Below are 21,122 nucleotides of genomic sequence, written 5' to 3'. Positions count from 1 at the left end.
CGTGCGCGTGGCCATCGCCTACGAGGCGGGGCGGCCTCCCGTCGTGGAGGACCTCCCCGTGCCGGACATCGGCCCCCGGGACGTCCTGGTGCGGATCGCCGCGAGCGGCATCTGCCACACCGACCTCAACGTACTCGAAGGCAGGTCGGCGCTCCCGCTCCCGATCGCGCTCGGCCACGAGGGCTGTGGGACCGTCGAGGAGGTCGGCCCACAGGTGCGCCGGGTCAGGCCGGGAGACCGCGTGCTCGCGTCGGTCGTGCCCGCCTGCGGAACGTGCTGGCAGTGCGTCAACGGGATGTCCCAGCAGTGCGAGCTCAACCCGCTGGTGAAGGCCGCTGTCCGGTTCGAGCTCGCCGACGGCCGGCGGGCCGCCGCGGTCTGCGGCTGCGGCACGTTCGCCGAGGCCATGGTGGTGCACGAGGCGTCGGTCGTCCCGGTGCGGACCGATCTGGCCGACGAGCAGCTCGCCCTGCTCGGCTGCGGCGTCACCACGGGGCTGGGCGCCGCGCTCAACACCGCCGCCGTCACCCCGGGCTCCAGCGTCGCGGTCGTCGGCTGCGGCGGCGTGGGGCAGTCGGTGGTCCAGGGCGCCCGCATCGCCGGCGCCGCAATGATCATCGCCGTCGATCCGATGCCGGGACGGCGGGAGGCCGGCCGGCGGGCGGGCGCCACGCACACCGTCGACCCGGCGGCGGGCGACCCGGTGGTGCAGGTCAGGGAGCTGACCGGCGGCCGCGGGGCCGACTACGCCTTCGAGGCGGTGGGCCGCCCCGAGCTCATGGTCGCCGCGTTCGACATGGCGCGCGCTCACGGCACGGTGACCCTCGTCGGCATGCCCCCGCCCGGCTCGGCCCTGACGCTGCCCGCCATGCAGGCGGTCTTCTCGGGCAAGCGCCTGGCCGGCTCGGTGCTCGGCGGCGCGCAGATCCTGCGCGACTTCCCGAGGTTCATCCGCCTCGCCGAGTCCGGCCGGCTCGACCTCGGCTCGATGGTCTCCCGGCGCATCAAGCTCGACGAGGTCGCCCACGGACTCGACCTCGTGGCCCGCGCCGAGGGCGTCCGCACCGTCATCGTCTGAGGGACGCCGGCGAGAGGTCCGCGTGCCCGATCCCGGCCCGCCCGCAGCGCTACGGTCGCTCCGGCGGCCGGGTGAGCGTGGTGACGGGGTCCCGGGTCTCGGCGGGACGCTCGCCCGGGGCCGTCCCGATGTCCGGATGTCCTCAGTGGCCCCGGCGGACGCTCTCGGAGGGGCGGGACCGGGTCCTGGCCGGCGTCGAGTGACCGACGGACGCCTCGGCGAGGGCGGTGGCGGCCGTCCCCCGGCCGAGTGAGGCCACACCCAGGAGCAGGTGCTTACAGCTGACCGGGCCCTCGTCCTCGGCCGCCAGCTCGTAGGCGGTGGCCAGGGCCTTGCGGGTGTACGGGGTCCAGGCGATGCGCTTGGCCGCCTGGGAGGCGCCCATGGTCAGGGAACCCTGGATCCGCTGCCGCAGCGAGTCGGCGGAGACGCCGAGGGAGGCCAGGAGACGTACCGCGCTGTTGTTCTCGGCGAGCAGCCCGCACAGCACGTGCTCGGTGCCGATGAAGTTGTTGCGGTGCTGCACGGCCGTCTCCTTCATATGGGCCACCGCCGTGCAGATCTCCTCGGCGAACTCCCCGGGCTCGTACGTCCGGTGGGGCGCCAGGTAGCGCTGCTGGGCGGCCTGGCGGGTGACGCCCAGCGCCGTCCCGATCTGGGTCCACGAGTGGCCGTGGAGACGGCAGTGCTCGACATAGCTCTCGACGAGGTCATCGGCCAGCCCGCGCAGCTGCTCGGCCGTCGCGGCCGCGGCCTTGAGACGGGCGATGCGGTCGGGCTGCTCCTGCCCCGCCTCCTGCTGCCCCGCCTCCTGGCACGCATGATCACAGGCGCGCTCGATCCCGGCGATGAGCGCATCAAGATCAGGGAGAACCATGAGGTAAGTCTCGTTCGCCAAAACCGGAATGTCAATATCCACTTGCCATCCAGAATGTCAATGCCGCCTTGCCTCTTGAAATGTCAATATGACCTTGGCATTTGGGGTGTCAATGACCCCTTGGCAATTTATCGGCGGATCTCACCGGGGATCGGCGGACGCCCATTGCGCTCGGCCGAAGCGAACGTTACCTTACCCGCAAGTTCTCGTCACGGCGGGAAATTCCCGCTTAACGACGAAGCCGCCGGGAGTCGTATGTCGCCGCACGGGGCGCGCTATAAGAGCGCCACATCAATCAGCCTCGCCGAGGGCTGGAGTCTGGAACGGCTCACCCCGCCGAGCCGGCTGTTCGGTGCCAATGGCCTGCGCACCGGTCCGGACGGCCGCGTTTATGTGGCGCAGGTGGCCGGCAGCCAGATCAGCGCGCTGGACGTGGACACCGGCGAGCTGGAGACCGTCAGCGCGCAGGGCGCCGACATCGTCGCGCCCGACGACGTGGCCTTCGACGCCCGGGGCGACCTCTACGCCACCGAGTACTACGACGGGCGGGTGAGCGTGCGCGACCCCGGCGGCCGCACGCGGGTGCTGCGCGACGATGTGCCGGGCGCCAACGGCATCACCTTCCACCAGGGCCGGCTGTTCATCGACGAGTGCCGGATCGGGGGCCGCCTGCTGGAACTCGACCTGAACGGCGGCGCGCCCCGGGTGCTGCTGGAGAACCTGCCGATGCCCAACGCCATGGAGGCCGGGCCGGACGGCAAGCTGTACTACCCGCTGCTGGGCACCAACGACATCTGGCGGATCGACCCCGACGGCGGCGAGCCCGAGCGGGTGGCCGGGGACCTCGGCGTCCCGGACGCGGTGAAGTTCGACGCCGCGGGCCACATCATCTCCACCCAGGTGGGCACCGGCGAGGTCCTGCGGATCGACCCCCGCAACGGCGAGCGCACCGTGCTGGCCACCATCGCCCCCGGCCTGGACAACCTGACGTTCGTGGGGGACCGCCTGTTCGTCTCCGGCTTCACCGGGCAGATCACCGAGATCCTCGGCGGCGGCCAGACCCGGGCGGTGCTGCCGGGCGGCCTGACCTGGCCGCTGGACCTCACCGTGGGCGGCGACGGCACCCTGTACGTCTCCGACGGCACGTACTTCTACGCCCTGGCGCCCGGCGGCCGGCTGCGGACGTTGGGGATGCTCTTCAGCCCCGGCTGGCCGGGCTACATCCGGGGGGTGACCGCCGCCGGCGAGGGCGAGTTCATCGTCACCACCTCCAACGGCCAGATCGCGCGGTGGCGGCCCGCGAGCGGTGAACACGACGTCCTGGCCGGCGAGACCGCGCCGTTCGACCAGCTCTACGGAGTGGCGGTCGCGCCCGGCGGCGCAGTGGTGGCCGCCGAGTTCGGCGCCGGCCGCGTGGTGTCCGTGCGCAACGGCGAGGTGACGACCCTGGCCGCCGGGCTGGACCGGCCGATGGGCGTGGCGTTCAGCGCGGACGGCACCTGCCTGGTCTCCGAGTCCGGCGCCGGACGCGTCGTCTCGGTCACCGGCTCGGGCGTCGACACCGTGGTGGACGGCCTGCGGACGCCGCAGGGCATCCTGGTCCGCGGCGGGCGGCTGCTGATCGTGGACGCCGGCGCCAAGGCGCTGGTCGACGTCGGCTTGGGCGGCGGGGAGCGGACCACGATCGCCCGCGACCTGCCGGTGGGCCCCCCGCTCGGGGTGGAGCCCAAGCCTCTCAAGGGCCTGCCGCCGTTCTCCGGGCCGCAGGGCCTGTTCGCCGGGATCGCCGCCGGACCGGACGGCACGCTCTACGTCTCCGCCGACGCCGACGGCAGCGTCATCGCGCTCCGCAGGGAAAGGTGAGCCAGGTCATGAGCCAGGACTTCCTCGGGCTGGACGGCCGCGTCGTCATCGTCTCCGGCGCGGGCGGCGGCGGCATCGGCACCGCGGTGACGCGCATGGCCGCCCGTGCCGGGGCGACCGTGATCGCGGTGAGCCGCTCCCAGGACAACCTCGACGAGCACGTCCGGCCGCTGGCGGCGGAGGGCCTGCCGGTGGTGCCGGTCGCGGCCGACGCCGCCACCGACGACGGCATCGCCACCGTCATGAAGCAGGTCGGGCGGACCGACGGCGACCTGCACGGGCTCGTCAACGTCGCCGGCGGCGCCGCCCCCGCGACCTGGATGCCCTCGACCCGGGTGACCCGGAAGGACTGGCGCGCGCTGTTCGCCCAGAACCTGGAGACGATGTTCTTCATGAGCCAGGCGGTCGCCGCACAGCTGCGGTCGCAGGCCCGCCCGGGGTCGATCGTCTCGATCTCCTCGATCAGCGGCATGAACACGGCGCCGTTCCACATCGCCTACGGCACGGCCAAGGCGGCGCTGGTGGCGGCGACCCGCACCATGGCGGTCGAGCTGGCCCTGGACGGCATCCGGGTGAACGCCGTCGCGCCCGGCGTCACCGTGACCCCGGCCTCGGGCACCTACGTCGAGGAGGACTTCGAACGCGACTGCCGCGCCATCGCCATGGGGCGGCGCGGCCGCCCCGAGGAACAGGCCGGAGCGATTCTCTTCCTGTTGTCGGACCTGTCCACCTACATCACGGGACAGACCATTCTGGTGGACGGCGGACTCAACCTCAAATGGAGCCATCTGGCCGCCGACAACACCACTCTCTTCCTCAAGGACGAGTCGTTTCGCGCCGCCATCACGCGCTGGTGAACGCGCCTGTACCGACCATTTCCCGACGCGGGCTGGAGAATGTCATGAGCGAAACCGTCGAGAACGTCCGGGCAACGGCGGCGGCCGAAGCGCTGTCGGAACCGCTCACGATCCCCGTGGCGGCGTACCTCTCCGAGGAGTACGCCCGGGCGGAGCGGGACAAGCTGTGGAGAAAGGTGTGGCAGCAGGTCGGCCGGGTGGAGGAGATCCCCGCGGTCGGCGACTTCCTCACCTACGAGATCCTCGACGACTCGCTCCTCATCGTGCGCACCGCACCGGACCGGATCCGCGCGTACTACAACGTCTGCTCGCACCGGGGCCGCCGGCTCGTCGACACCCCGTCCGGCGCGCGGGACGCCCGCGGCCGTGGCAGGCGGTTCGTCTGCGGTTTCCACGGGTGGCAGTACGACCTGGAAGGCCACTGCACCCACGTGCCCGAGCGTGCGGACTGGCAGGGCTGCCTGACCGACGAGAGGACCGGGCTGAAGCAGGTCCAGGTCGACACCTGGGGCGGCTGGATCTTCATCAACATGGACCCGGAGTGTGAGCCGCTGCGGGACTACCTGGAGCCCGCGGCCACCCTGCTCGCCCCCTTCCAACTCGAGAGGTTCCGCTACCGCTGGCGCCGCTGGCTGGTCTTCGACTGCAACTGGAAGGTCGCCCTGGAGGCGTTCAACGAGACCTACCACGTGCCCTACACCCACCCGGAGTTCATCCCCTTCGGCAGTTTCCTCGGGTGGTCCAGGGTCCAGGGCAGGCACAGCAACATCGGTTTCGAGGCGCCCAAGGGCCTGGAGGAGAACCAGGGCAAGCTGCGGATCGGCGGCGGTGTCGACGCCCGCGTGTCGACGGCCGAGATGCAGAACTTCATCTGGGAGAACGCCAACACCAACACCACCGAGACGCTGGTGGAGGTCGCCAACCGGCTGGTCACCGAGCTGCCGGAGGGCACGCCCCCGGACCAGGTGGCGAAGTACTGGCTGGAGACCGCCCGGCGCGAGGACGCCGAGCGCGGCGTGATCTGGCCGACCGTCGCTCCGGAGGCCGTCGCCGAGAGCGGCACCGCCTGGCAGATCTTCCCCAACTTCCAGATCGGTCACGGGCAGAACAACATGCTGTGCTACAGCGCTCGGCCCTACGGCTACGACCCGGACAAGTGCGTCTTCGAGGTCGCCGTCTACCAGCTCTACCCGCCCGGCGAGGAGCCGGAGACCGAGTGGGTGCACACCCCGCAGGACGACCCGGACTGGCGCACCGTCCTACCGCAGGACTTCTCCAACATGGCGGCGGTCCAGCAGGGCATGAAGACGCGGGGCTTTTCGGGCCCGAAGCCCAATCCCTACCGCGAGCGCGCCACCGTGAACCTGCACCACAACCTGGCCAAGTACATGGGCACCGGCGAGCCGCGCAAGCTCACCTGAGTCCCGTTCGTCTGGAGGAGGCCTCCAGACCTCCAGAGACGGGCCGGGTGATCCCCTCTCCGCAGCGTTCCGCCGCTGCCACCCGGCCCGCGAAAAGCGGGTCAGGTGACAGCAGAACTCCACTGCGGTCACCTGACCCGCGGCCCGCCCGCCCCGCCGGAGAACCACGAACCACCCGAGCGACCGCCCCGAGCCGAGGACCCGCATGCAGAAATGCGAACCGACACAGACGCCTGAGATCGACCACGCGGCCCTCAAGGCGAAGTATCTGGCCGAGCGCGACAAGCGCCTCCGCCCCGAGGGGCAGAGCCAGTACCTGGTGACCGAAGGCGAGTTCGAGGACTACTACGACGTCGATCCGTACACGCCCTTCGTGCCCCGGGCACCGATCTCGGAGGACATCGAGGTGGCCGTCCTCGGTGGCGGTTTCGCGGGTCTCATCGCCGCGGCCCGGATCAGGCAGGCCGGCGTCACCGACTGCCGGATCATCGAGCTGGGCGGTGACTTCGGCGGCGTCTGGTACTGGAACCGCTACCCCGGCATCCAGGTCGACACCGACAGCTACTGCTACCTCCCGCTGCTCGAAGAAGTCGACTACATGCCGACGGAGAAGTACGCCTCCGGTCAGGAGTGCTACGAGCACGCCCAGCGCATCGGCAGGCATTTCGGTCTCTACGAGAACGCGATCTTCAGCACCAAGATCGAGTCACTGGCATGGGACGAGGAGATCCAGCGCTGGCGGATCGGCACCAACCGGGACGACGACCTCCGTGCCCGCTTCGTCGTCATGTGCCAGGGACCGTTCAACCGGCCGAAGCTCCCCGGCATCCCCGGCATCACGGAGTTCCGGGGACACATGTTCCACTCGGCGCGCTGGGACTACGAGTACACCGGCGGCGACATGAGCGGCGGGATGGACGAGCTCGCCGACAAGCGGGTCGCGATCATCGGCACGGGCGCGACCGGTATCGGGGTGATCCCGCACCTGGCCCGCTCCGCCCGGCACCTGTACGTCTTCCAGCGGACCCCGTCGTACATCGACGAGCGCGGCAACGAGCCGACCGATCCCGAATGGGTGAAGACGCTGAAGCCGGGCTGGCAGAAGGAGCGGCAGCGCAACTTCCACACGGCGGCGTTCGAGGCCTTCGCCCCGGGCCAGCCCGACCTCGTGTGCGACGGCTGGACCGAGGTCAGTCGCAACCTGGCCGCCCACCTGGACGCCACCGACGGCTGGGCCGCGCTGACCGACCCGCAGAAGTTCGCAGAACTCCGGGAGACCCAGGACTACCGGGCGATGCAGCGGCTGCGCGACCGCATCGACGCCGTCATCGAGGACAAGGCGACGGCCGAGGCGTTGAAGCCCTACTACCGCTTCCTGTGCAAGCGTCCGGGCTTCAGCGACGACTATCTGCCGACCTTCAACCGCCCGAACGTCACCCTCGTCGACGTGTCGGACACCAAGGGCGTCGAACGCATCACCGAGAAGGGCCTCATCGCCCACGGCGTGGAACACGAGGTCGACTGCATCATCTTCGCCAGCGGCTTCGAGATCACCACCGATCTGGACCGCCGCCTGGGCATCCAGCCGTTCTCCGGCCGCGACGGCCTGTCGCTGTACGACCACTGGGCCGAGGGCTACCGCACCCTGCACGGCATCACCAGCCACGGTTTCCCCAACCTGCTGTGGACGGGGTTCCTCCAGGGGGGCGTGACCGCGAGCACGACGGCGATGTTCGAGCAGCAGGCCTTCCACATCGCCTACATCATCCAGGAGGCCCTGGCACGCGGCGCCTCGACCGTGGAGCCCACCGCGCAGGCCCAGGACCAGTGGGTCAGGACCGTCAAGGAGACCGCGGTCGACAACAGCAACTTCGAACGGGAATGCACGCCCGGCTACTACAACAACGAGGGCGAGAAGAAGCGCCGGTCGCACCTGGGTGAGCCCTACTGGCCCGGCTTCTACGCCTTGGAAGACCTTCTGCAGGCGTGGCGCGACACCGGCGAGCTGGAGGGCCTCGTCCTGGGCAAGTGACGAGCCCCCCCCGCCCCGTGACGAACGTCGTGAGAGGACCATCCCATGCCTGAACTCAGATTCGACGACCGTGTGGCCGTGATCACCGGCGCCGGTCGCGGGCTGGGGCGCGCCTACGCCCTGCTGCTCGCCTCGCGGGGGGCCAAGGTCGTTGTCAACGACCCGGGCGTCAGCCTGCGCGGGGACGGCGTCGACACCGGCCCCGCGGAAGAGGTGGTCAAGGAGGTCGCGGCGGCCGGGGGCGAGGCCATCGCCTGCACCGGGTCCGTGGCGACGGCCGAGGGCGGCCGGGCGGTCATCGAGTCGGCGCTCGACCACTACGGCCGGATCGACGTCCTGGTGCACAACGCCGGAATCCACCGTCCGGCGGCGTTGGCGGAGATGACCTACGAGGACTTCGACGCCGTCCTCGACGTGCACCTGCGGGGCGCCTTCCACGTCGTCCGGCCCGCGTTCCCCTCGATGTGCGAGGCGGGGTACGGCCGCATCGTGCTGACCTCGTCGATCGGCGGCCTGTACGGCAACCACAAGGTCGCCAACTACGCCGCGGCCAAGGCGGGCGTGCTCGGGCTGTCCAACGTGGTCGCCCTTGAGGGGGCCGAGCACGGCGTGAAGTGCAATGTCATCGTTCCCGCCGCCGTGACGAGAATGGCCGAGGGGATCGACACCTCGGCCTACCCGCCCATGGGCCCGGACCTGGCCGCCCCGGCCGTGGGCTGGCTCGCGCACGAGTCCTGCTCCATCACCGGCGAGATGCTGGTGTCGATCGCCGGTCGGGTGGCGCGGGCCTTCATCGCCGAGACCCCGGGCGTGTACCGGCCGTCCTGGTCGATCGAGCAGGTCGGCGAGGAGATCGCCGCCATCCGCGACACCGGCGACCCCTGGGTCCTGCCGGTCGTCCCCTCGGCCCACGTCGACCACATCCGCAACAGCTTCGCGATGGCGGCCCAGGGCGGCCGGGACTAGAACGGGAGTGGAACACCACTATGGCGATCAAGGTCTATGAGCGCATCCTGCAGCTCTTCGAGGCCGAGGGCATCGATACGATCTTCGGTATCCCCGATCCGAACTTCGTGCACCTGTTCCATCTCGCCGAGGAACGCGGCTGGAACGTGGTGGCCCCGCACCACGAGGCGTCCGCCGGCTTCATGGCGGAGGCGGTGTCGCGGATGACCGGCAGACCCGCGGTGTGCATCGGCACGCTGGGCCCGGGTCTGGCCAACCTGGCCCCCGCCATGATGTGCGCCAAGGTGGAGAACTCGCCGGTCGTCTTCCTGGGCGGGCAGCGCGCGCGCATCACCGAGCAGCGGGTCCGCCGCGGCCGCATCCAGTTCGTCAGGCAGTCCCCCCTGCTCGAACCCTCGGTCAAGTACGCCGCCAGCATCGAGTACGCCGATCAGACCGACGAGATCCTCCGCGAGGGCCTGCGCAAGGCCATGACGGGAACCCCGGGTCCGGTCTACATCGAGTACCCGTCGCACGTGATCCTGGAAGAGCTCGACGTGCCGCCGGCGGCGCCGCCCTCGGCCTATCGGCTGGTCGGCCAGACGGCCGGCGCGGACAGGATCGCCGAGGCGGCGCGGTTGATCCGCGCGGCCGAGCGGCCGATCCTGCTGGTCGGCCACGGCGTGCACACGTCCCGGGCGGGGGAGCCGGTCAGGGCGCTCGCCGACCTGATGGCCTGCCCCGTCATCCAGACGTCGGGCGGCACCTCCTACATCAAGGGACTGGAGGACCGCACCTTCCCCTACGGCTTCTCGCCGTCGGCGATCGACGCGGTGGTGCGGTCCGACCTGTGCCTGGCCATCGGCACCGAACTCGGCGAGCCGGTCCACTACGGACGGGGACGGCACTGGGTCGCGAACGAGGAGAACCGCACGTGGATCCTCATCGAGCAGGACCCCGAGGCGATCGGCGTGAACCGGCCGATCGACGTGCCGCTGGTGGGCGACCTGCGGGCCATCGTCCCGCAGCTCGTCGAGGCCCTCGGGGACTCGCCGCGCACCCCGTCCCCGGAACTCGACGGCTGGATCAGGCAGGACGCCGACCGGCTGGCGGAACTGGCGGAGACGGCCCCCGCCGGCATGTCGCCCGTGCATCCCGCACGCCTGATCGTCGAGGCGACCAAGGTCTTTCCGGCGGACGGCATCATGGTGCGCGACGGCGGCGCCACCACCATCTTCGGCTGGACCTACTCGCAGGCCAAGCCGCATGACGTGCTCTGGAACCAGAACTTCGGCCATCTGGGCACGGGGCTTCCCTACGCCGTCGGAGCCTCGGTGGCCGAAGGCCGGAAGCGACCCCTGATGCTGATCACCGGGGACTCGTCGTTCCAGTTCCACATCGCGGAGTTGGAGACGGCCGCGCGCCTGAACCTGCCCCTGGTCTGCGTCGTGGCCGTCGACTACGCCTGGGGCCTGGAGGTGGGCGTCTACAAGCGCACCTTCGGCCAGGGGTCGCGGGAGACCGGGACGCGCTGGAGCACGAACACCCGCCTGGACAAGGTCGCCGAGGGCTTCGGCTGCCACGGCGAGTACGTCGAACGCGACGAGGACATCGCGCCCGCCATCAAGCGCGCCTACGCCAGCGGCAGGGTGGGGGTCGTTCACGTGGCGGTCGACCCGAAGGCCAATTCGGAGGAGATGCCGAGCTACGACGAGTTCCGGACATGGTACGCGGAAGGAACGCAGTGACCTGCCGGCCGACCCGCTCCGCCGGACCATTCGCGGCACATCGAAAAGAAGGATGGACGAGTCATGCGTGAATACCTGAAGTTCTACATCGGCGGCCAGTGGGTCGACCCGGCGGAGCAGCGGACCTTCGACGTCGTGAACCCGGCGACCGAGGAGGTGTGCGGCACGGTGGCCGTCGGCTCGGCCGCCGATGTGGACCGGGCGGTCGCGGCCGCCCGCGAGGCATTCGCCACCTGGTCGGTGACCGGCCGGGAGGACCGGCTCGAGGTGCTGCGGAACATCCTCGGGGAGTACCAGAAGCGCGCCGGCGACCTCGCCGCGGCGCTGACCGAGGAGATGGGCGCGCCGGCCGCGCTCGCGGGCGGCTTCCAGGTGGGGCTCGGGGCCGGACATCTGACCACGGCGATCGAGGTGCTGGAGAACTTCGCCTTCGAGGAGCGGCGCGGCGCCACGCTGGTCGTCAAGGAGCCGATCGGCGTCTGCGGGCTGATCACCCCATGGAACTGGCCGATGAGCCTGATCGCCGTGAAGGTCTTCCCCGCCCTGGCGACCGGCTGCACCATGGTGCTCAAGCCGTCGGAGAGGTCGCCCTTCACCGGGCAGATCTTCGCCGAGATCCTGGCCGCCGCGGGTGTTCCCGCCGGTGTGTTCAACCTCCTCCAGGGCGACGGCCCGAGCGTGGGCGTGCCGCTGTCCCGCCACCCCGGCGTCGACATGATCTCCTTCACCGGCTCGACCCGCGCCGGCATCGAGATCGCCAGGAACGCCGCGCCCAGTGTCAAGCGGGTGACCCAGGAACTGGGCGGCAAGAGCCCGAACATCATCCTCGACGACGAGACCTTCGCCGAGAACGTCCGCGGCGGTGTCGGTGAGATGATGGGCAACTCCGGCCAGACCTGTAGCGCGCCCTCGCGGATGCTGGTGCCCAGCGCCCGCATGGAGGAGGCCATCGCCATCGCCGAGGAGGCCGCCGCCCAGGTCACCGTGGGCGACCCCACCGGTGACGTGGTGATGGGCCCGGTGGTGTCGGAGTCCCAGTTCGAGAAGGTCCAGGCGCTGATCCAAAAGGGCATCGACGAGGGCGCCACCCTGGTGGCCGGCGGCCCCGGGCGCCCGGAGGGACTGGAGAGGGGCTACTACGTCAAGCCCACCGTTTTCGCCAACGTCACCAACGACATGACCATCGCCCGCGAGGAGATCTTCGGGCCGGTCGTCACGATCCTCGGCTACCGCGACATCGACCACGCCGTCGAGATCGCCAACGACACCGAGTACGGCCTGGCCGGCTATGTGGCGGGCGCCGACCTCGAACAGGCCCGCGCCGTCGCCCGCCGGATCCGGGCGGGATGGGTCGTGATCAACGGCGGGTTCGACTTCAACTGCCCGTTCGGCGGCTACAAGAAGAGCGGCAACGGACGGGAGTGGGGCGAGTTCGGCTTTGACGACTACCTGGAGGTCAAGGGCATCCCCGGCTACGCGCCCGACGAGGCCGCCTCGTGAGGCGATCGGTCCCACCGGCGACAGGGGAGCCGAAACGGACACGGGGTCCGGTGGAAGGAGGGGGCGGCCGATGGCCGTGATCGCCATGAGGAGACTCGGCGAGACCGTCGGGGCGGAGGTCCTGGACGTCGACGCCGACCGCCTGCTGAACGACGACGGCCTGCCGGCGGCGTGCATGCGGGGGCTTGAGGAGCACGGCGTGCTGCTGTTTCGCGGGCTGCGCATCGACGACCACGCGCAGGTGGCGTTCTGCCGGAAGCTGGGCGAGCTGGCCAGGTTCCCCAACTATCCGATCCCGGAGGTCATGGAGATCAGCTTCGACCCGGACAACCCGAACGCGGAGTACTTCGCCAGCAACGACCACTGGCACATCGACGGCGCCCTGGACGAGGTCCCGGCGAAGGCGTCGGCGATGAGCGCGCACGTGGTCGCCGACGAGGGCGGTGAGACCGAGTTCGCCAGCACCTACGCGGCCTATGACGCCCTCTCCGGAGAGGAGAGGGCACGCTATGCCGAGCTTCGGGTGGTCCACACGTTCGAGGCGATCCAACGCCGGACCTACCAGGATCCGGCGCCGGAGCAGCTGGCGGAGTGGGCGTCGCGGGCGGTGCGGGAGCATCCGCTGGTGTGGGAGCACCGGTCGGGACGGCGTTCCCTGGTGTTCGGGGCGACCGCGTCGCACATCGTCGGGATGGACGTCGAGGAGGGGCGGGCGCTGCTGACGGACCTCGAACGGCGGGCCACCACGCCGGATCGGGTGTTCCGGCACACCTGGTCGGTGGGCGACATGGTGATCTGGGACAACCGGGGCCTGGTCCACCGGGCGTGCCCCTTCGACCGGCGGCAGCCGCGCCGGATGCACCGCACCACTCTCGTCGGGGACGAGCCGATCCGATGAGCGTCCGCACGGCCGTCGTCACCGGCGGCGCCTCGGGCATCGGCGCCGCCATCGGACGGAGCCTGGCGGCCGACGGCGCCCTGGTGGCGATCTTCGACCTCGACGGCGACGCGGCCGGGGCCATGGCCGCCTCGATCGAGGAGACCGGCGGCAAGGCCGTCGGCCTGCCCGTCGACGTGACCGACCGCGCGGCCGTCGACGCCGGGGTCGAGGAGGTGCGGGCCCGGCTGGGCCGGCCGACGATCCTGGTGAACAGCGCCGGGCTGAGCGTCGACGGCCCGTTCCTCGACATCACCGCCGAGACCTGGAGCCGCGCGCTGGCCGTCAACCTCACGGGCACGTTCGACTGCTGCCAGGCGGTGCTCCCGGGCATGGTCGAGGAGGGCTGGGGCCGCATCGTCACCATCTCCTCGTCGAGCGTCCACAGCGGCGCGTCCGGAATGGCCGCCTACGTGGCGGCGAAGTCGGGCGTGGTCGGTCTCACCAAGGTGCTGGCGCTGGAGTTCGGCCGGCACGGGATCACGGTCAACACGATTCCGCCCGGCTTCATCGACACGCCCATGCTGCGCCGCACCGTGCAGCGGGGCTTCGTCGACGTCGGGCAGCAGACGGCGCGGACCCCGGTCGGCCGGATCGGCCGGCCCGAGGACGTCGCCGCCGCCTGCGCGTTCCTGGTCAGCGAGGAGGCCGGCTATGTCACCGGGCAGGTCATCGGCGTCAACGGCGGGCGCAACACCTGACGGGGCGGTGGCCGTTCAGCGTCCCTTCCACCGGGGGGGACGCTTTTCGGCGAACGCCCGGGGTCCTTCCTGGGCGTCCTCGCTGTGGTAGCAGCGTTCGGAGGCGTGCCTGGCGGCCTGCAGCGCCGCCGAACGCCCCATCTCGGTGGAGAGCATCACCGTTTCCCTGGCGGCCCGCACCGAGAGGGGAGCGCCGTCGAGGATCTCCCCGGCCAGTTCGAGCGCGGTCTCCAGCAGCTCGCCGGGGTCGGCGAGACGGTTGACGAGGCCGATCTCGTAGGCCCGCCGGGCGGTGATCGGCCTGCCGGTGAGCAGGATCTCCATCATGATCCGCTGCGGGATCATGTGGATCAGCGGCGCGGCCCACGGCGAGCTCCTGCCCACCTTCACCTCGGTCACCGCGAACGTCGCGCCGGTGCTGGCCACGCACAGGTCACAGGCCTGGGCGAGCATCCAGCCGCCGGCGAACGCGACTCCGTTGACCGCCGCGATGGTGGGCTTGGACAGCTCGACGGTGTCGTAGGGGAGGGGGAACATGTCGCGGGGCGGCACCCGCATGCCGGTCTCCACCATCTCCTTGAGGTCGCCGCCGGCGCAGAACGCCTTCTCGCCCGCGCCCGTGAGGACGGCGACGCGCAACGCCGGGTCCCGCTCGAAGCGGTCCCAGGCGGCGTACAGGCCTTCGCGCACCTCCCTGGTCAGGCAGTTGCGGGTCTCCGGCCGGTTCAGGGTGATGACGGCGATGCCGTCGTCGCGGGCGGCGAACAGCACGGCGTCGCTCACTAGAAGCCCCTCCGCTGGATGGTGTGGGCCGCCCGCTCCAGGTCCTCCCGGAAGCCGGGATGGGCGACGGCGATCAGCCGGCGGGCGCGCTCGGCCAGGGTCCGGCCCCGCAACTCGGCCGCGCCGAACTCGGTGACGATCACGTCCACGTCGCTGCGCGCGGTGGTGACCGGCCCGGACAGGGCGGCGGTGATCCGGCTGACCGTGCCGCCCTTGGCGGTGGCGGGCAGGGCGATGACGGCGTGCCCGCCCGGCGAGCGCGCGCCGGCCCGGACGAAGTCCACCTGGCCGCCGGTGCCGCCGAGGTAGGCCGGGCCGCTCTGCTCGGCGTTCACCTGGCCGGTCAGGTCGACCTCCAGCGCCGAGTTGATGGTCACCAGCCCGTCCAGTTGCGCGAGCACGGCCGCGTCGTGGGTGTAGGACGTGGCGCACATGCGGATCCGCGGGTTGCGGTGGGCGAACTCGTACAGGCGCCGGGTGCCGATCAGGGCGCCGTTGATCGACACCCCCCGGTCGATGCGCTTGCGGGCGTTGGTGACGGCGCCCGCCTCGATCAGGTCGACCAGGCCGTCGCCCAGCATTCCGGAGTGCACGCCGAGGTCCCGGCGGTCCCGCAGCAGACGCAGCAGGGCGTCGGGAACGGCGCCGACCCCGGTCTGCAGGACCGCGCCGTCCTCGATGTAGGCGGCGGCGTGCCGGGCGATGGCCTCGTCGGTCTCGGTGATCCGCGCCGGCGGCACCTGCACTGGCGGGCGGGAGACGGGCACGGCGTAGTCGATCCGGGCCGCGGGCAGCAGTTCGCCGTGGGTGTAGGGGACCTGCTCGTTGACCTCGGCGATGACGACGCGGGCCCTGGCGACGGCGGCCTGCACGTAGTCGCTGATCAGGCCGAGGCTGTGGTCACCGTTCGCGTCGGCCGGGCTGACCTGGACGAGGGCGACGTCGCATCCGATGATCCCGGCCTCGATCATCGGGCCGACCTGGCTGACGTGGCAGGGGATCACGCTGAGCCGGTGCGCCCTGGTCAGCGAGCGCAACGCCCCGATCGCCCCCATGCTGGACAGCGCGCAGGCGTCCGTCGCCGCCGGGGTGAACAGCCCGGAGAAGCTCGTGGCGATGAAGGCCGACAGCCCGCCGATGGTGCCACCCTGCTCGATCAGCGCCTCGACCAGCGTGGTCGGCTCGCCGCACGCCTGGCCGATGACGATGCGGTCGCCGGGGCGCAGGAACCGGCCGAGGTCCACCTCGCCGGCCGTGGCGACGACCGTCATGGGCGCCGCCCCGACGCCAGCAGCGCCTGCGCGCGGGCGAGGTGGGGGCGGTCGAGCATGACGCCCTTGTGGCCGATGGCGCCGGCGCCGGGATGGGCGGCGAACAGGTCGACGATCTTCTGGGCCGCGGCCAGTTCCTCCTCGGTGGGCGTGAAGGCGGCGTTGATCACCTCGACCTGGTCGGGATGGATGGCCAGCATCCCCCGGTAGCCGTCGCGGCGCACCTTCTCGGCCCGCCGGCGCAGCCCCTCCAGATCGCGGAAGTCGCCGTGGATGGTCTCGACGGCCGCCACGCCGGCGGCGGCGGCGCCCAGCAGGCACAGGCTCCGGGCCAGCTCGTAGGTGAATCCGTAGCTCCCGTCGGGCCCGCGGTTCTCGCCGGCGCCCACGGCGTCGGCGAGGTCCTCCGCGCCCCAGCTCATCGCGACCATCCGCGGTGCCCCCTGGTACGAGCCGGTGGTGAACATGCCCTCGGCCGTCTCGGTCACCAGGACGATGACCTGCGTCGTCCCCCGCTCGATGCCCGCCGCGACCTCCAACGCGGACAGGTAGTGGCCGAGCACGTCCACGTCCTGGCGGCCGCGCGACTTGGGCAGCATGATCCCCCCGGGCCGGGCCGGGATCACCGCCGCCAGGTCGGCCAGGGCATGGGGGCCGTCCAGCGGGTTGATCCGCACCCACAGGCGGCCCCGGTCGGCCGGTGGCCGGGACGCCAGGAAGGCCGCGACCATCTTCCGGGCCCTGGGCTTCTCGTCGGGGGCCACCGCGTCCTCCAGGTCGAGGAGGACGATGTCGGCCGTTCCGTTGGCGGCCTTGCTCATCTTCCGTTCGCTGTCGCCGGGGGCGAACAGCCAGGAACGCGCGCCGGGGACTGCTCCGGTGCCGGTCATCGCTTCTGTGGCCTCTCGGTTCGGTGTCGTTGCGGCGTCAGTAGGACTTGGGCAGATCGAGCACCTTCTCGGCCAGGAAGTTCAGGATCATGTGGGGGCTCACCGGCGCGGTGCGCGGGATGAGGACCTCCCGTAGGTAGCGTTCGACGTGGTACTCCTGGGCATAGCCCATGCCGCCCAGGGTCAGCATCGCGGTGTGGCAGGCCTCGAATCCGGCCTCGGCGGCCAGGTACTTGCCGGCGTTCGCCTCGACCCCGCAGTCCAGGCCCTGGTCGAACATCGTGGCCGCCTTCATGACCATCAGGTTGGCGGCCTCCAGTTGGGCCCAGCACTTGGCCAGCGGGTGCTGGAGGCCCTGGTTCATGCCGATGGGCCGGCCGAAGACGACGCGCTCCCTGGCGTAGCGGGCGGCGCGCCTGATCGCCGCGCGTCCGAGCCCGACGGCCTCGGCGCCGAGCAGGATGCGCTCGGGATTGAGACCATGCAGGATGATCTTGAAGCCCTCGCCCTCGGCCCCGATCCGGTCCTGTTCGGGGATCCACAGGTCGGAGATGAACAGGATGTTGGAGTCGACCGCGTGCCGGCCCATCTTGGCGATCCTGCGGACCTCGATCCGGGAACGGTCGAGGTCGGTGAAGAACAGCGACAGCCCCTCGGTCCTGCGCTCGACCTCCTCCAGGGGCGTGGTGCGGGCGAGCAGCATCATCTTGTCCGCCACCTGGGCAACGGAGATCCAGATCTTCTCCCCGTTGACCAGGTAGCCGCCGTCGCGCCGTTCCGCCCGGGTCCTGAGCCTGGTCGTGTCCAGGCCGGCGTCGGGCTCGGTCACCGCGAAGCAGAGGAGGTGCTCGCCGTCGAGCACCGACGGGATCATGCGCCGCCGCTGCTCCTCGGTGCCGAACAGCACCACTGGCTGCATGCTGAACACCGGGCCGTGGATGCTGGAGGCGGCCGTCATCCCGCCGCCCGACTCGGCGACGGCCTGCATCATGATCGCTGCTTCGGTGATGCCCAGGCCCGCGCCGCCGACCGCCTCGGGCATGGCGACGCCGAGCCAGCCGGAGTCGGCCATCGTCTTGTGGAAGTCGTGCGGGAAGACGCCTTCGCGGTCGCGCTCGAGCCAGTACTCGTCGGAGAACCGGGAGCAGTGGTCGAGGACCGCGTCGCGGATGCTCTGCTGGTCTTCGGTGAGGGAGAAATCCACGGTCTCAGTCCTTAGGGGGCGTGTGCTGCCGGAGGAACCTCGGGCCGGTCAGGGTCGGCCATGCCGGGCCTGGACTGGGCGCCGCCGGCGGGGCCGTCAGGCGACGTCATCCGGCTGCGCGTCGCCCGGACGAGCGTCGTGCGCTCCTGCGACCCCGCCGATCTCGTCCATCACTTCCCGGGTATGGGCGCCGAGCCTGGGGGCCGGGCCGGCGACACGACCGGGGGTCCGGGAGAACCAGGCCGGCGGGCCGGGAAACCGCACCGGGCCGTTGGGGGTGTCCACCGTCTCGAAGAACCCCGCCTCGTTCAGATGCGGATTGTCGAACAGCTCGTCGAGCGTGCGGACCGGCGCGGCGGGAATGTCCAAAGATCGGAGCAGATCGAGCCAGTCCCGCGTCGTGCGCTCCAGGAAGGTCTCTCCCAGCAGGGCGTAGACGGTGTCGATCTGGCGCGCCCGCTGCTGGAGGGTGGCGAAGCGCTCGCCGGCCCACGCCGGCCGCACGGCGCCGACGAACGCCGACCACTGCTTGTCGTTGTACACCAGCGCGGAGATGTGACCGTCCTTGGTGCGGTAGGGCCTCCGGTTGGGCGTCACCGCGCGGGGGTAGGCGGCGGGGCCCAGGGGAGGGCTGAACATCGCGCCGTTGGCATGTTCGACCAGCATGAACGCCGCCATGGTCTCGAACATGCCGACCTCGACCTCCTGGCCCTCGCCGGTCCGCTCGCGGTGGAACAGCGCCATCATGGTGGCGTACAGGGCCGTCAGCCCGGCCACCTTGTCCGCCAGGATGGTGCCGACGTAGCTCGCCTCACCGGTCAGCCGTTCCTGTACGGACGGCAGGCCGCATTCCGCCTGGATGGTGTCGTCGTAGGCGGTGAGGTCGGCGTCCGGGCCGCGGCGGCCGTAGCCGTAGCAGTTGGTGTAGACGATCGACGGATTGACGGCGGCCACCTCTGGGTAGCCGAACCCGAGTCCGGCGATCGCCTTGGCGCGCATCGAGTGGATGAACACGTCGCTACGCCCGATGAGCGCACGCAGCCTGTCCTTGGCCTCGTCGCGGCGCAGGTCGAGCAGCACGCTGCGCTTGCCGCGGTTCACGTTGACGAAGACGCCGCCCATGCCCGGCTCCGGGCCGACCGAGATGTGGCGGGTGTTGTCGCCGGCGGGAGGCTCGACCTTGATCACGTCCGCTCCCATGTCGGCCATGATCTGGGTGCAGTAGGGGCCCATCACCATCGCCGTCAGATCGACGACGCGCACTCCGGACAGGGGACCCGTGTGCTTCATGCGCCTGGCACCACCATCTCCTGCTGAGCCTTCCCGCCGTCTCCTTCGTCCCGGTACGAGCCGTACCCGGGGGCGCGGACGGCCTCCAGGAGACGGCATCAGTGAGACTAAAGGATGAATCCTTGTAAGGATAGTGATATCAAGATGGCGTGAGCGACACCGACGCCGGGGGCGTACCGCAGCGCACGAGCCGAGGATTCCGGGACACGACCCTCCCCGGCGCGATCGCCGGGGTGCTGGACGCCGCGCTCGCGGCGCGCCCGCACGCCACGGCGGTCGAGACCGCCTCCGGTGCCTGGTCGTACGCCGAGCTCGACGACCGGGCCCGGCGGGCGGCCGGTGCGCTGTGGTCGCTCGGCGTGCGCCCCGGCGACCGCGTCGCGGCCTGCCTGCCCAACGACCTGGACATCGTCGCGGCCTTCCACGGCGCGCAGCGGATCGGAGCCGTCTGGGCGGGGATCGGCGAGGCGCTCACGGCGGTCGAGCAGCAGGAGCTGCACGACCTCTGTGAACCGGCGGTGGTGCTGGCCGGGCCGCGCTGCCGGCTGGACTCGCCGGGCCGCGTCGACCCCGATCGGTGGGCGGAGCTCACGGCCCGCGGCGAGGCGGCCCCCCGGGTCGAGCCGGCCCTCGACGCCCCAGCCGGGATCGCGTTCACCAGCGGGACGTCGGGGCGCCCCAAGGCGGTCGTGCACAGCCAGCGCAACCTGCTCCTGCCGGGCGCGGTCCTCGTCGCCACCCGGGGATGGGGACCCGGGCTGCGCAAGGGCGACAGCTTCCCGCTGACGATCCTCAACCTCATGGTCCTGTCCACCCTGCTCACCGCGCAGGCCGGCGGGTGCTCCGTCGTGATGGACCGGCGCGACGTCGACGGGGTCGCCGACTGGATCTCCGCGCGGCGCGTCACGGTGTGGAACGGTGCTCCCGCGCAGCTCTACGACCTCGCCGGACGCTCGGACCTCGACCTGGGCTCACTTCAGGAGGTGTGGAGCGGGGGCGGCGACACCCCGGACGCGCTGCGGCGGGCGTTCGCCGAGGCGCACCGGCTGGTTCCCCGGGCCACGTACGGCCTGACCGAGGCGCCGACCGTCGTGTCGATCGACCCGCCGGGGCAGGAGTGGCGCCCGGGCATGAGCGGGCGGCTGCTGCCGCACTACGACGTCGCGGCCTACGACGACGAGGGCCGCCGGCTGCCGGCCGGTGAGCTGGGCGAGCTGCGGCTGGGCGGGGCCGCCGCCGGACCGTGGGCGGGTGCGTGGACGCCGATGCTGGGGTTCTGGGAACGGGGCGGAGTCCGTCCGCCGGAGCCCGGCCCGGTCCCCACCGGTGACGTGGGCACCGTCGACGGCGACGGGTGGGTGACGGTGCTGGACCGCAAGAAGCTGGTCATCGTCCGCGGCGGGGCGAACGTCTACCCGCTCCAGGTGGAACGGGTCATCGAGGCGCACCCGGACGTCGCCGCGGCCGCCGTGTGCGGGGTGCCCGACGACCGTCTCGGGCAACGGGTGGCCGCCGTGGTCCAGAGCGCCGGCCCCCCGCTCGACTTCCGGGCGCTCGCCGAGTTCTGCCGGCGGGAGCTGTCGCCGTACAAGGTTCCGGAGATCTGGTCCCAGGTCGACGCCCTGCCGAGGAACGCCATGGGCAAGGTGCAGCGCACCCGGCTGAGCGGGCTCGTCGGCCCGTTCCCGGGTCCCGGAACGGCCTGAGGAACGGACCCCCATCACT

Annotated in this window: 17 protein-coding genes; 11 read left to right on the top strand and 6 right to left on the bottom strand. The window is 71.3% G+C overall.

Annotated features, from left to right (window positions below):
• The first annotated feature begins 1 nt into the window (after position 1).
• Positions 2 to 1,078: a Zn-dependent alcohol dehydrogenase gene (locus C4U03_RS28730; RefSeq protein ID WP_103942046.1), complete on the top strand. Its 1,077-nt coding sequence runs from the start codon at positions 2 to 4 to the stop codon at positions 1,076 to 1,078.
• Between the two features lie 142 nt (positions 1,079 to 1,220).
• Here C4U03_RS28730 and C4U03_RS28725 read toward each other — a convergent pair whose 3' ends face one another.
• A complete protein-coding gene (locus tag C4U03_RS28725; protein ID WP_200827542.1) occupies positions 1,221 to 1,955 on the bottom strand; it encodes a Clp protease N-terminal domain-containing protein in 735 nt (244 codons plus the stop codon).
• A 255-nt stretch (positions 1,956 to 2,210) separates the two neighbouring features.
• Between C4U03_RS28725 and C4U03_RS28720 the strand changes: the two genes are divergently transcribed.
• The 9 genes from C4U03_RS28720 (at position 2,211) to C4U03_RS28680 (ending at position 13,959) form a co-directional block, all read left to right on the top strand.
• Positions 2,211 to 3,818 (top strand): SMP-30/gluconolactonase/LRE family protein, encoded by a 1,608-nt coding sequence (locus tag C4U03_RS28720; RefSeq protein WP_103942044.1) that lies wholly within the window; start codon positions 2,211 to 2,213, stop codon positions 3,816 to 3,818.
• A gap of 8 nt (positions 3,819 to 3,826) precedes the next feature.
• Positions 3,827 to 4,675 carry an SDR family NAD(P)-dependent oxidoreductase gene (locus C4U03_RS28715; protein WP_103942042.1) on the top strand — a complete coding sequence of 283 codons (849 nt, stop codon included), beginning with the start codon at positions 3,827 to 3,829 and terminating at the stop codon, positions 4,673 to 4,675.
• A 44-nt stretch (positions 4,676 to 4,719) separates the two neighbouring features.
• Positions 4,720 to 6,096, top strand: coding sequence for an aromatic ring-hydroxylating oxygenase subunit alpha (locus C4U03_RS28710; RefSeq protein ID WP_103942040.1), 1,377 nt, complete (start codon positions 4,720 to 4,722; stop codon positions 6,094 to 6,096).
• Between the two features lie 205 nt (positions 6,097 to 6,301).
• Positions 6,302 to 8,128, top strand: a complete 1,827-nt coding sequence (locus C4U03_RS28705; protein WP_103942038.1) for a flavin-containing monooxygenase — start codon at positions 6,302 to 6,304, stop codon at positions 8,126 to 8,128.
• Positions 8,129 to 8,173: 45 nt separating this feature from the next.
• A complete protein-coding gene (locus C4U03_RS28700; protein WP_103942035.1) occupies positions 8,174 to 9,094 on the top strand; it encodes an SDR family NAD(P)-dependent oxidoreductase in 921 nt (306 codons plus the stop codon).
• Between the two features lie 20 nt (positions 9,095 to 9,114).
• A complete protein-coding gene (locus tag C4U03_RS28695; protein ID WP_103942033.1) occupies positions 9,115 to 10,821 on the top strand; it encodes a thiamine pyrophosphate-binding protein in 1,707 nt (568 codons plus the stop codon).
• A 63-nt stretch (positions 10,822 to 10,884) separates the two neighbouring features.
• Entirely contained in the window at positions 10,885 to 12,321 is a 1,437-nt protein-coding gene (locus tag C4U03_RS28690) for an aldehyde dehydrogenase family protein (protein WP_103942031.1), read from the top strand.
• A gap of 70 nt (positions 12,322 to 12,391) precedes the next feature.
• On the top strand, positions 12,392 to 13,219 hold the full coding sequence (locus tag C4U03_RS28685; protein WP_103942029.1) for a TauD/TfdA dioxygenase family protein: 828 nt from the start codon (positions 12,392 to 12,394) through the stop codon (positions 13,217 to 13,219).
• Positions 13,216 to 13,959 carry an SDR family NAD(P)-dependent oxidoreductase gene (locus C4U03_RS28680; protein ID WP_103942027.1) on the top strand — a complete coding sequence of 248 codons (744 nt, stop codon included), beginning with the start codon at positions 13,216 to 13,218 and terminating at the stop codon, positions 13,957 to 13,959. The genes C4U03_RS28685 and C4U03_RS28680 overlap by 4 nt, the downstream gene beginning before the upstream one ends.
• Positions 13,960 to 13,974: 15 nt before the next feature.
• Here C4U03_RS28680 and C4U03_RS28675 read toward each other — a convergent pair whose 3' ends face one another.
• The 5 genes from C4U03_RS28675 to C4U03_RS28655 all read right to left on the bottom strand — a co-directional run bounded on the left by C4U03_RS28675 (position 13,975) and on the right by C4U03_RS28655 (position 19,397).
• Positions 13,975 to 14,742, bottom strand: coding sequence for an enoyl-CoA hydratase/isomerase family protein (locus C4U03_RS28675; RefSeq protein ID WP_103942025.1), 768 nt, complete (start codon positions 14,740 to 14,742; stop codon positions 13,975 to 13,977).
• The gene (locus C4U03_RS28670; protein WP_103942023.1) at positions 14,742 to 16,013 is read right to left on the bottom strand and encodes an acetyl-CoA hydrolase/transferase family protein; all 1,272 of its coding nucleotides are present in this window, start codon (positions 16,011 to 16,013) and stop codon (positions 14,742 to 14,744) included. Before C4U03_RS28670 ends, C4U03_RS28675 begins: the two co-directional genes overlap by 1 nt.
• Positions 16,010 to 16,903 carry an HpcH/HpaI aldolase/citrate lyase family protein gene (locus C4U03_RS28665; protein WP_103942021.1) on the bottom strand — a complete coding sequence of 298 codons (894 nt, stop codon included), beginning with the start codon at positions 16,901 to 16,903 and terminating at the stop codon, positions 16,010 to 16,012. Before C4U03_RS28665 ends, C4U03_RS28670 begins: the two co-directional genes overlap by 4 nt.
• A gap of 37 nt (positions 16,904 to 16,940) precedes the next feature.
• Positions 16,941 to 18,107 (bottom strand): acyl-CoA dehydrogenase family protein, encoded by a 1,167-nt coding sequence (locus C4U03_RS28660; RefSeq protein ID WP_103942019.1) that lies wholly within the window; start codon positions 18,105 to 18,107, stop codon positions 16,941 to 16,943.
• A 96-nt stretch (positions 18,108 to 18,203) separates the two neighbouring features.
• Entirely contained in the window at positions 18,204 to 19,397 is a 1,194-nt protein-coding gene (locus C4U03_RS28655; protein ID WP_103942017.1) for a CaiB/BaiF CoA transferase family protein, read from the bottom strand.
• Positions 19,398 to 19,546: 149 nt separating this feature from the next.
• Here C4U03_RS28655 and C4U03_RS28650 point away from each other — a divergent pair, with 149 nt between their 5' ends.
• Positions 19,547 to 21,103: a class I adenylate-forming enzyme family protein gene (locus tag C4U03_RS28650; RefSeq protein WP_200827541.1), complete on the top strand. Its 1,557-nt coding sequence runs from the start codon at positions 19,547 to 19,549 to the stop codon at positions 21,101 to 21,103.
• Positions 21,104 to 21,122: the final 19 nt, after the last annotated feature.

The sequence above is a fragment of the Thermomonospora echinospora genome, assembly GCF_900108175.1.
In the GTDB taxonomy this organism is placed as follows: domain Bacteria; phylum Actinomycetota; class Actinomycetes; order Streptosporangiales; family Streptosporangiaceae; genus Thermomonospora; species Thermomonospora echinospora.
Note: the sequence above shows the minus strand (reverse complement) of the source record. Positions and strands in the feature narration are given on the sequence as shown.

Excerpts from the sequence above, each read along its gene's own strand:
- C4U03_RS28725 (WP_200827542.1), bottom strand. The coding sequence starts at position 1,955 with ATGGTTCTCCCTGATCTTGATGCGCTCATCGCCGGGATCGAGCGCGCC.
- C4U03_RS28720 (WP_103942044.1), top strand. The coding sequence starts at position 2,211 with ATGTCGCCGCACGGGGCGCGCTATAAGAGCGCCACATCAATCAGCCTC.
- C4U03_RS28715 (WP_103942042.1), top strand. The coding sequence starts at position 3,827 with ATGAGCCAGGACTTCCTCGGGCTGGACGGCCGCGTCGTCATCGTCTCC.
- C4U03_RS28710 (WP_103942040.1), top strand. The coding sequence starts at position 4,720 with ATGAGCGAAACCGTCGAGAACGTCCGGGCAACGGCGGCGGCCGAAGCG.
- C4U03_RS28705 (WP_103942038.1), top strand. The coding sequence starts at position 6,302 with ATGCAGAAATGCGAACCGACACAGACGCCTGAGATCGACCACGCGGCC.
- C4U03_RS28700 (WP_103942035.1), top strand. The coding sequence starts at position 8,174 with ATGCCTGAACTCAGATTCGACGACCGTGTGGCCGTGATCACCGGCGCC.
- C4U03_RS28695 (WP_103942033.1), top strand. The coding sequence starts at position 9,115 with ATGGCGATCAAGGTCTATGAGCGCATCCTGCAGCTCTTCGAGGCCGAG.
- C4U03_RS28690 (WP_103942031.1), top strand. The coding sequence starts at position 10,885 with ATGCGTGAATACCTGAAGTTCTACATCGGCGGCCAGTGGGTCGACCCG.
- C4U03_RS28685 (WP_103942029.1), top strand. The coding sequence starts at position 12,392 with ATGGCCGTGATCGCCATGAGGAGACTCGGCGAGACCGTCGGGGCGGAG.
- C4U03_RS28680 (WP_103942027.1), top strand. The coding sequence starts at position 13,216 with ATGAGCGTCCGCACGGCCGTCGTCACCGGCGGCGCCTCGGGCATCGGC.
- C4U03_RS28670 (WP_103942023.1), bottom strand. The coding sequence starts at position 16,013 with ATGACGGTCGTCGCCACGGCCGGCGAGGTGGACCTCGGCCGGTTCCTG.
- C4U03_RS28665 (WP_103942021.1), bottom strand. The coding sequence starts at position 16,903 with ATGACCGGCACCGGAGCAGTCCCCGGCGCGCGTTCCTGGCTGTTCGCC.
- C4U03_RS28655 (WP_103942017.1), bottom strand. The coding sequence starts at position 19,397 with ATGAAGCACACGGGTCCCCTGTCCGGAGTGCGCGTCGTCGATCTGACG.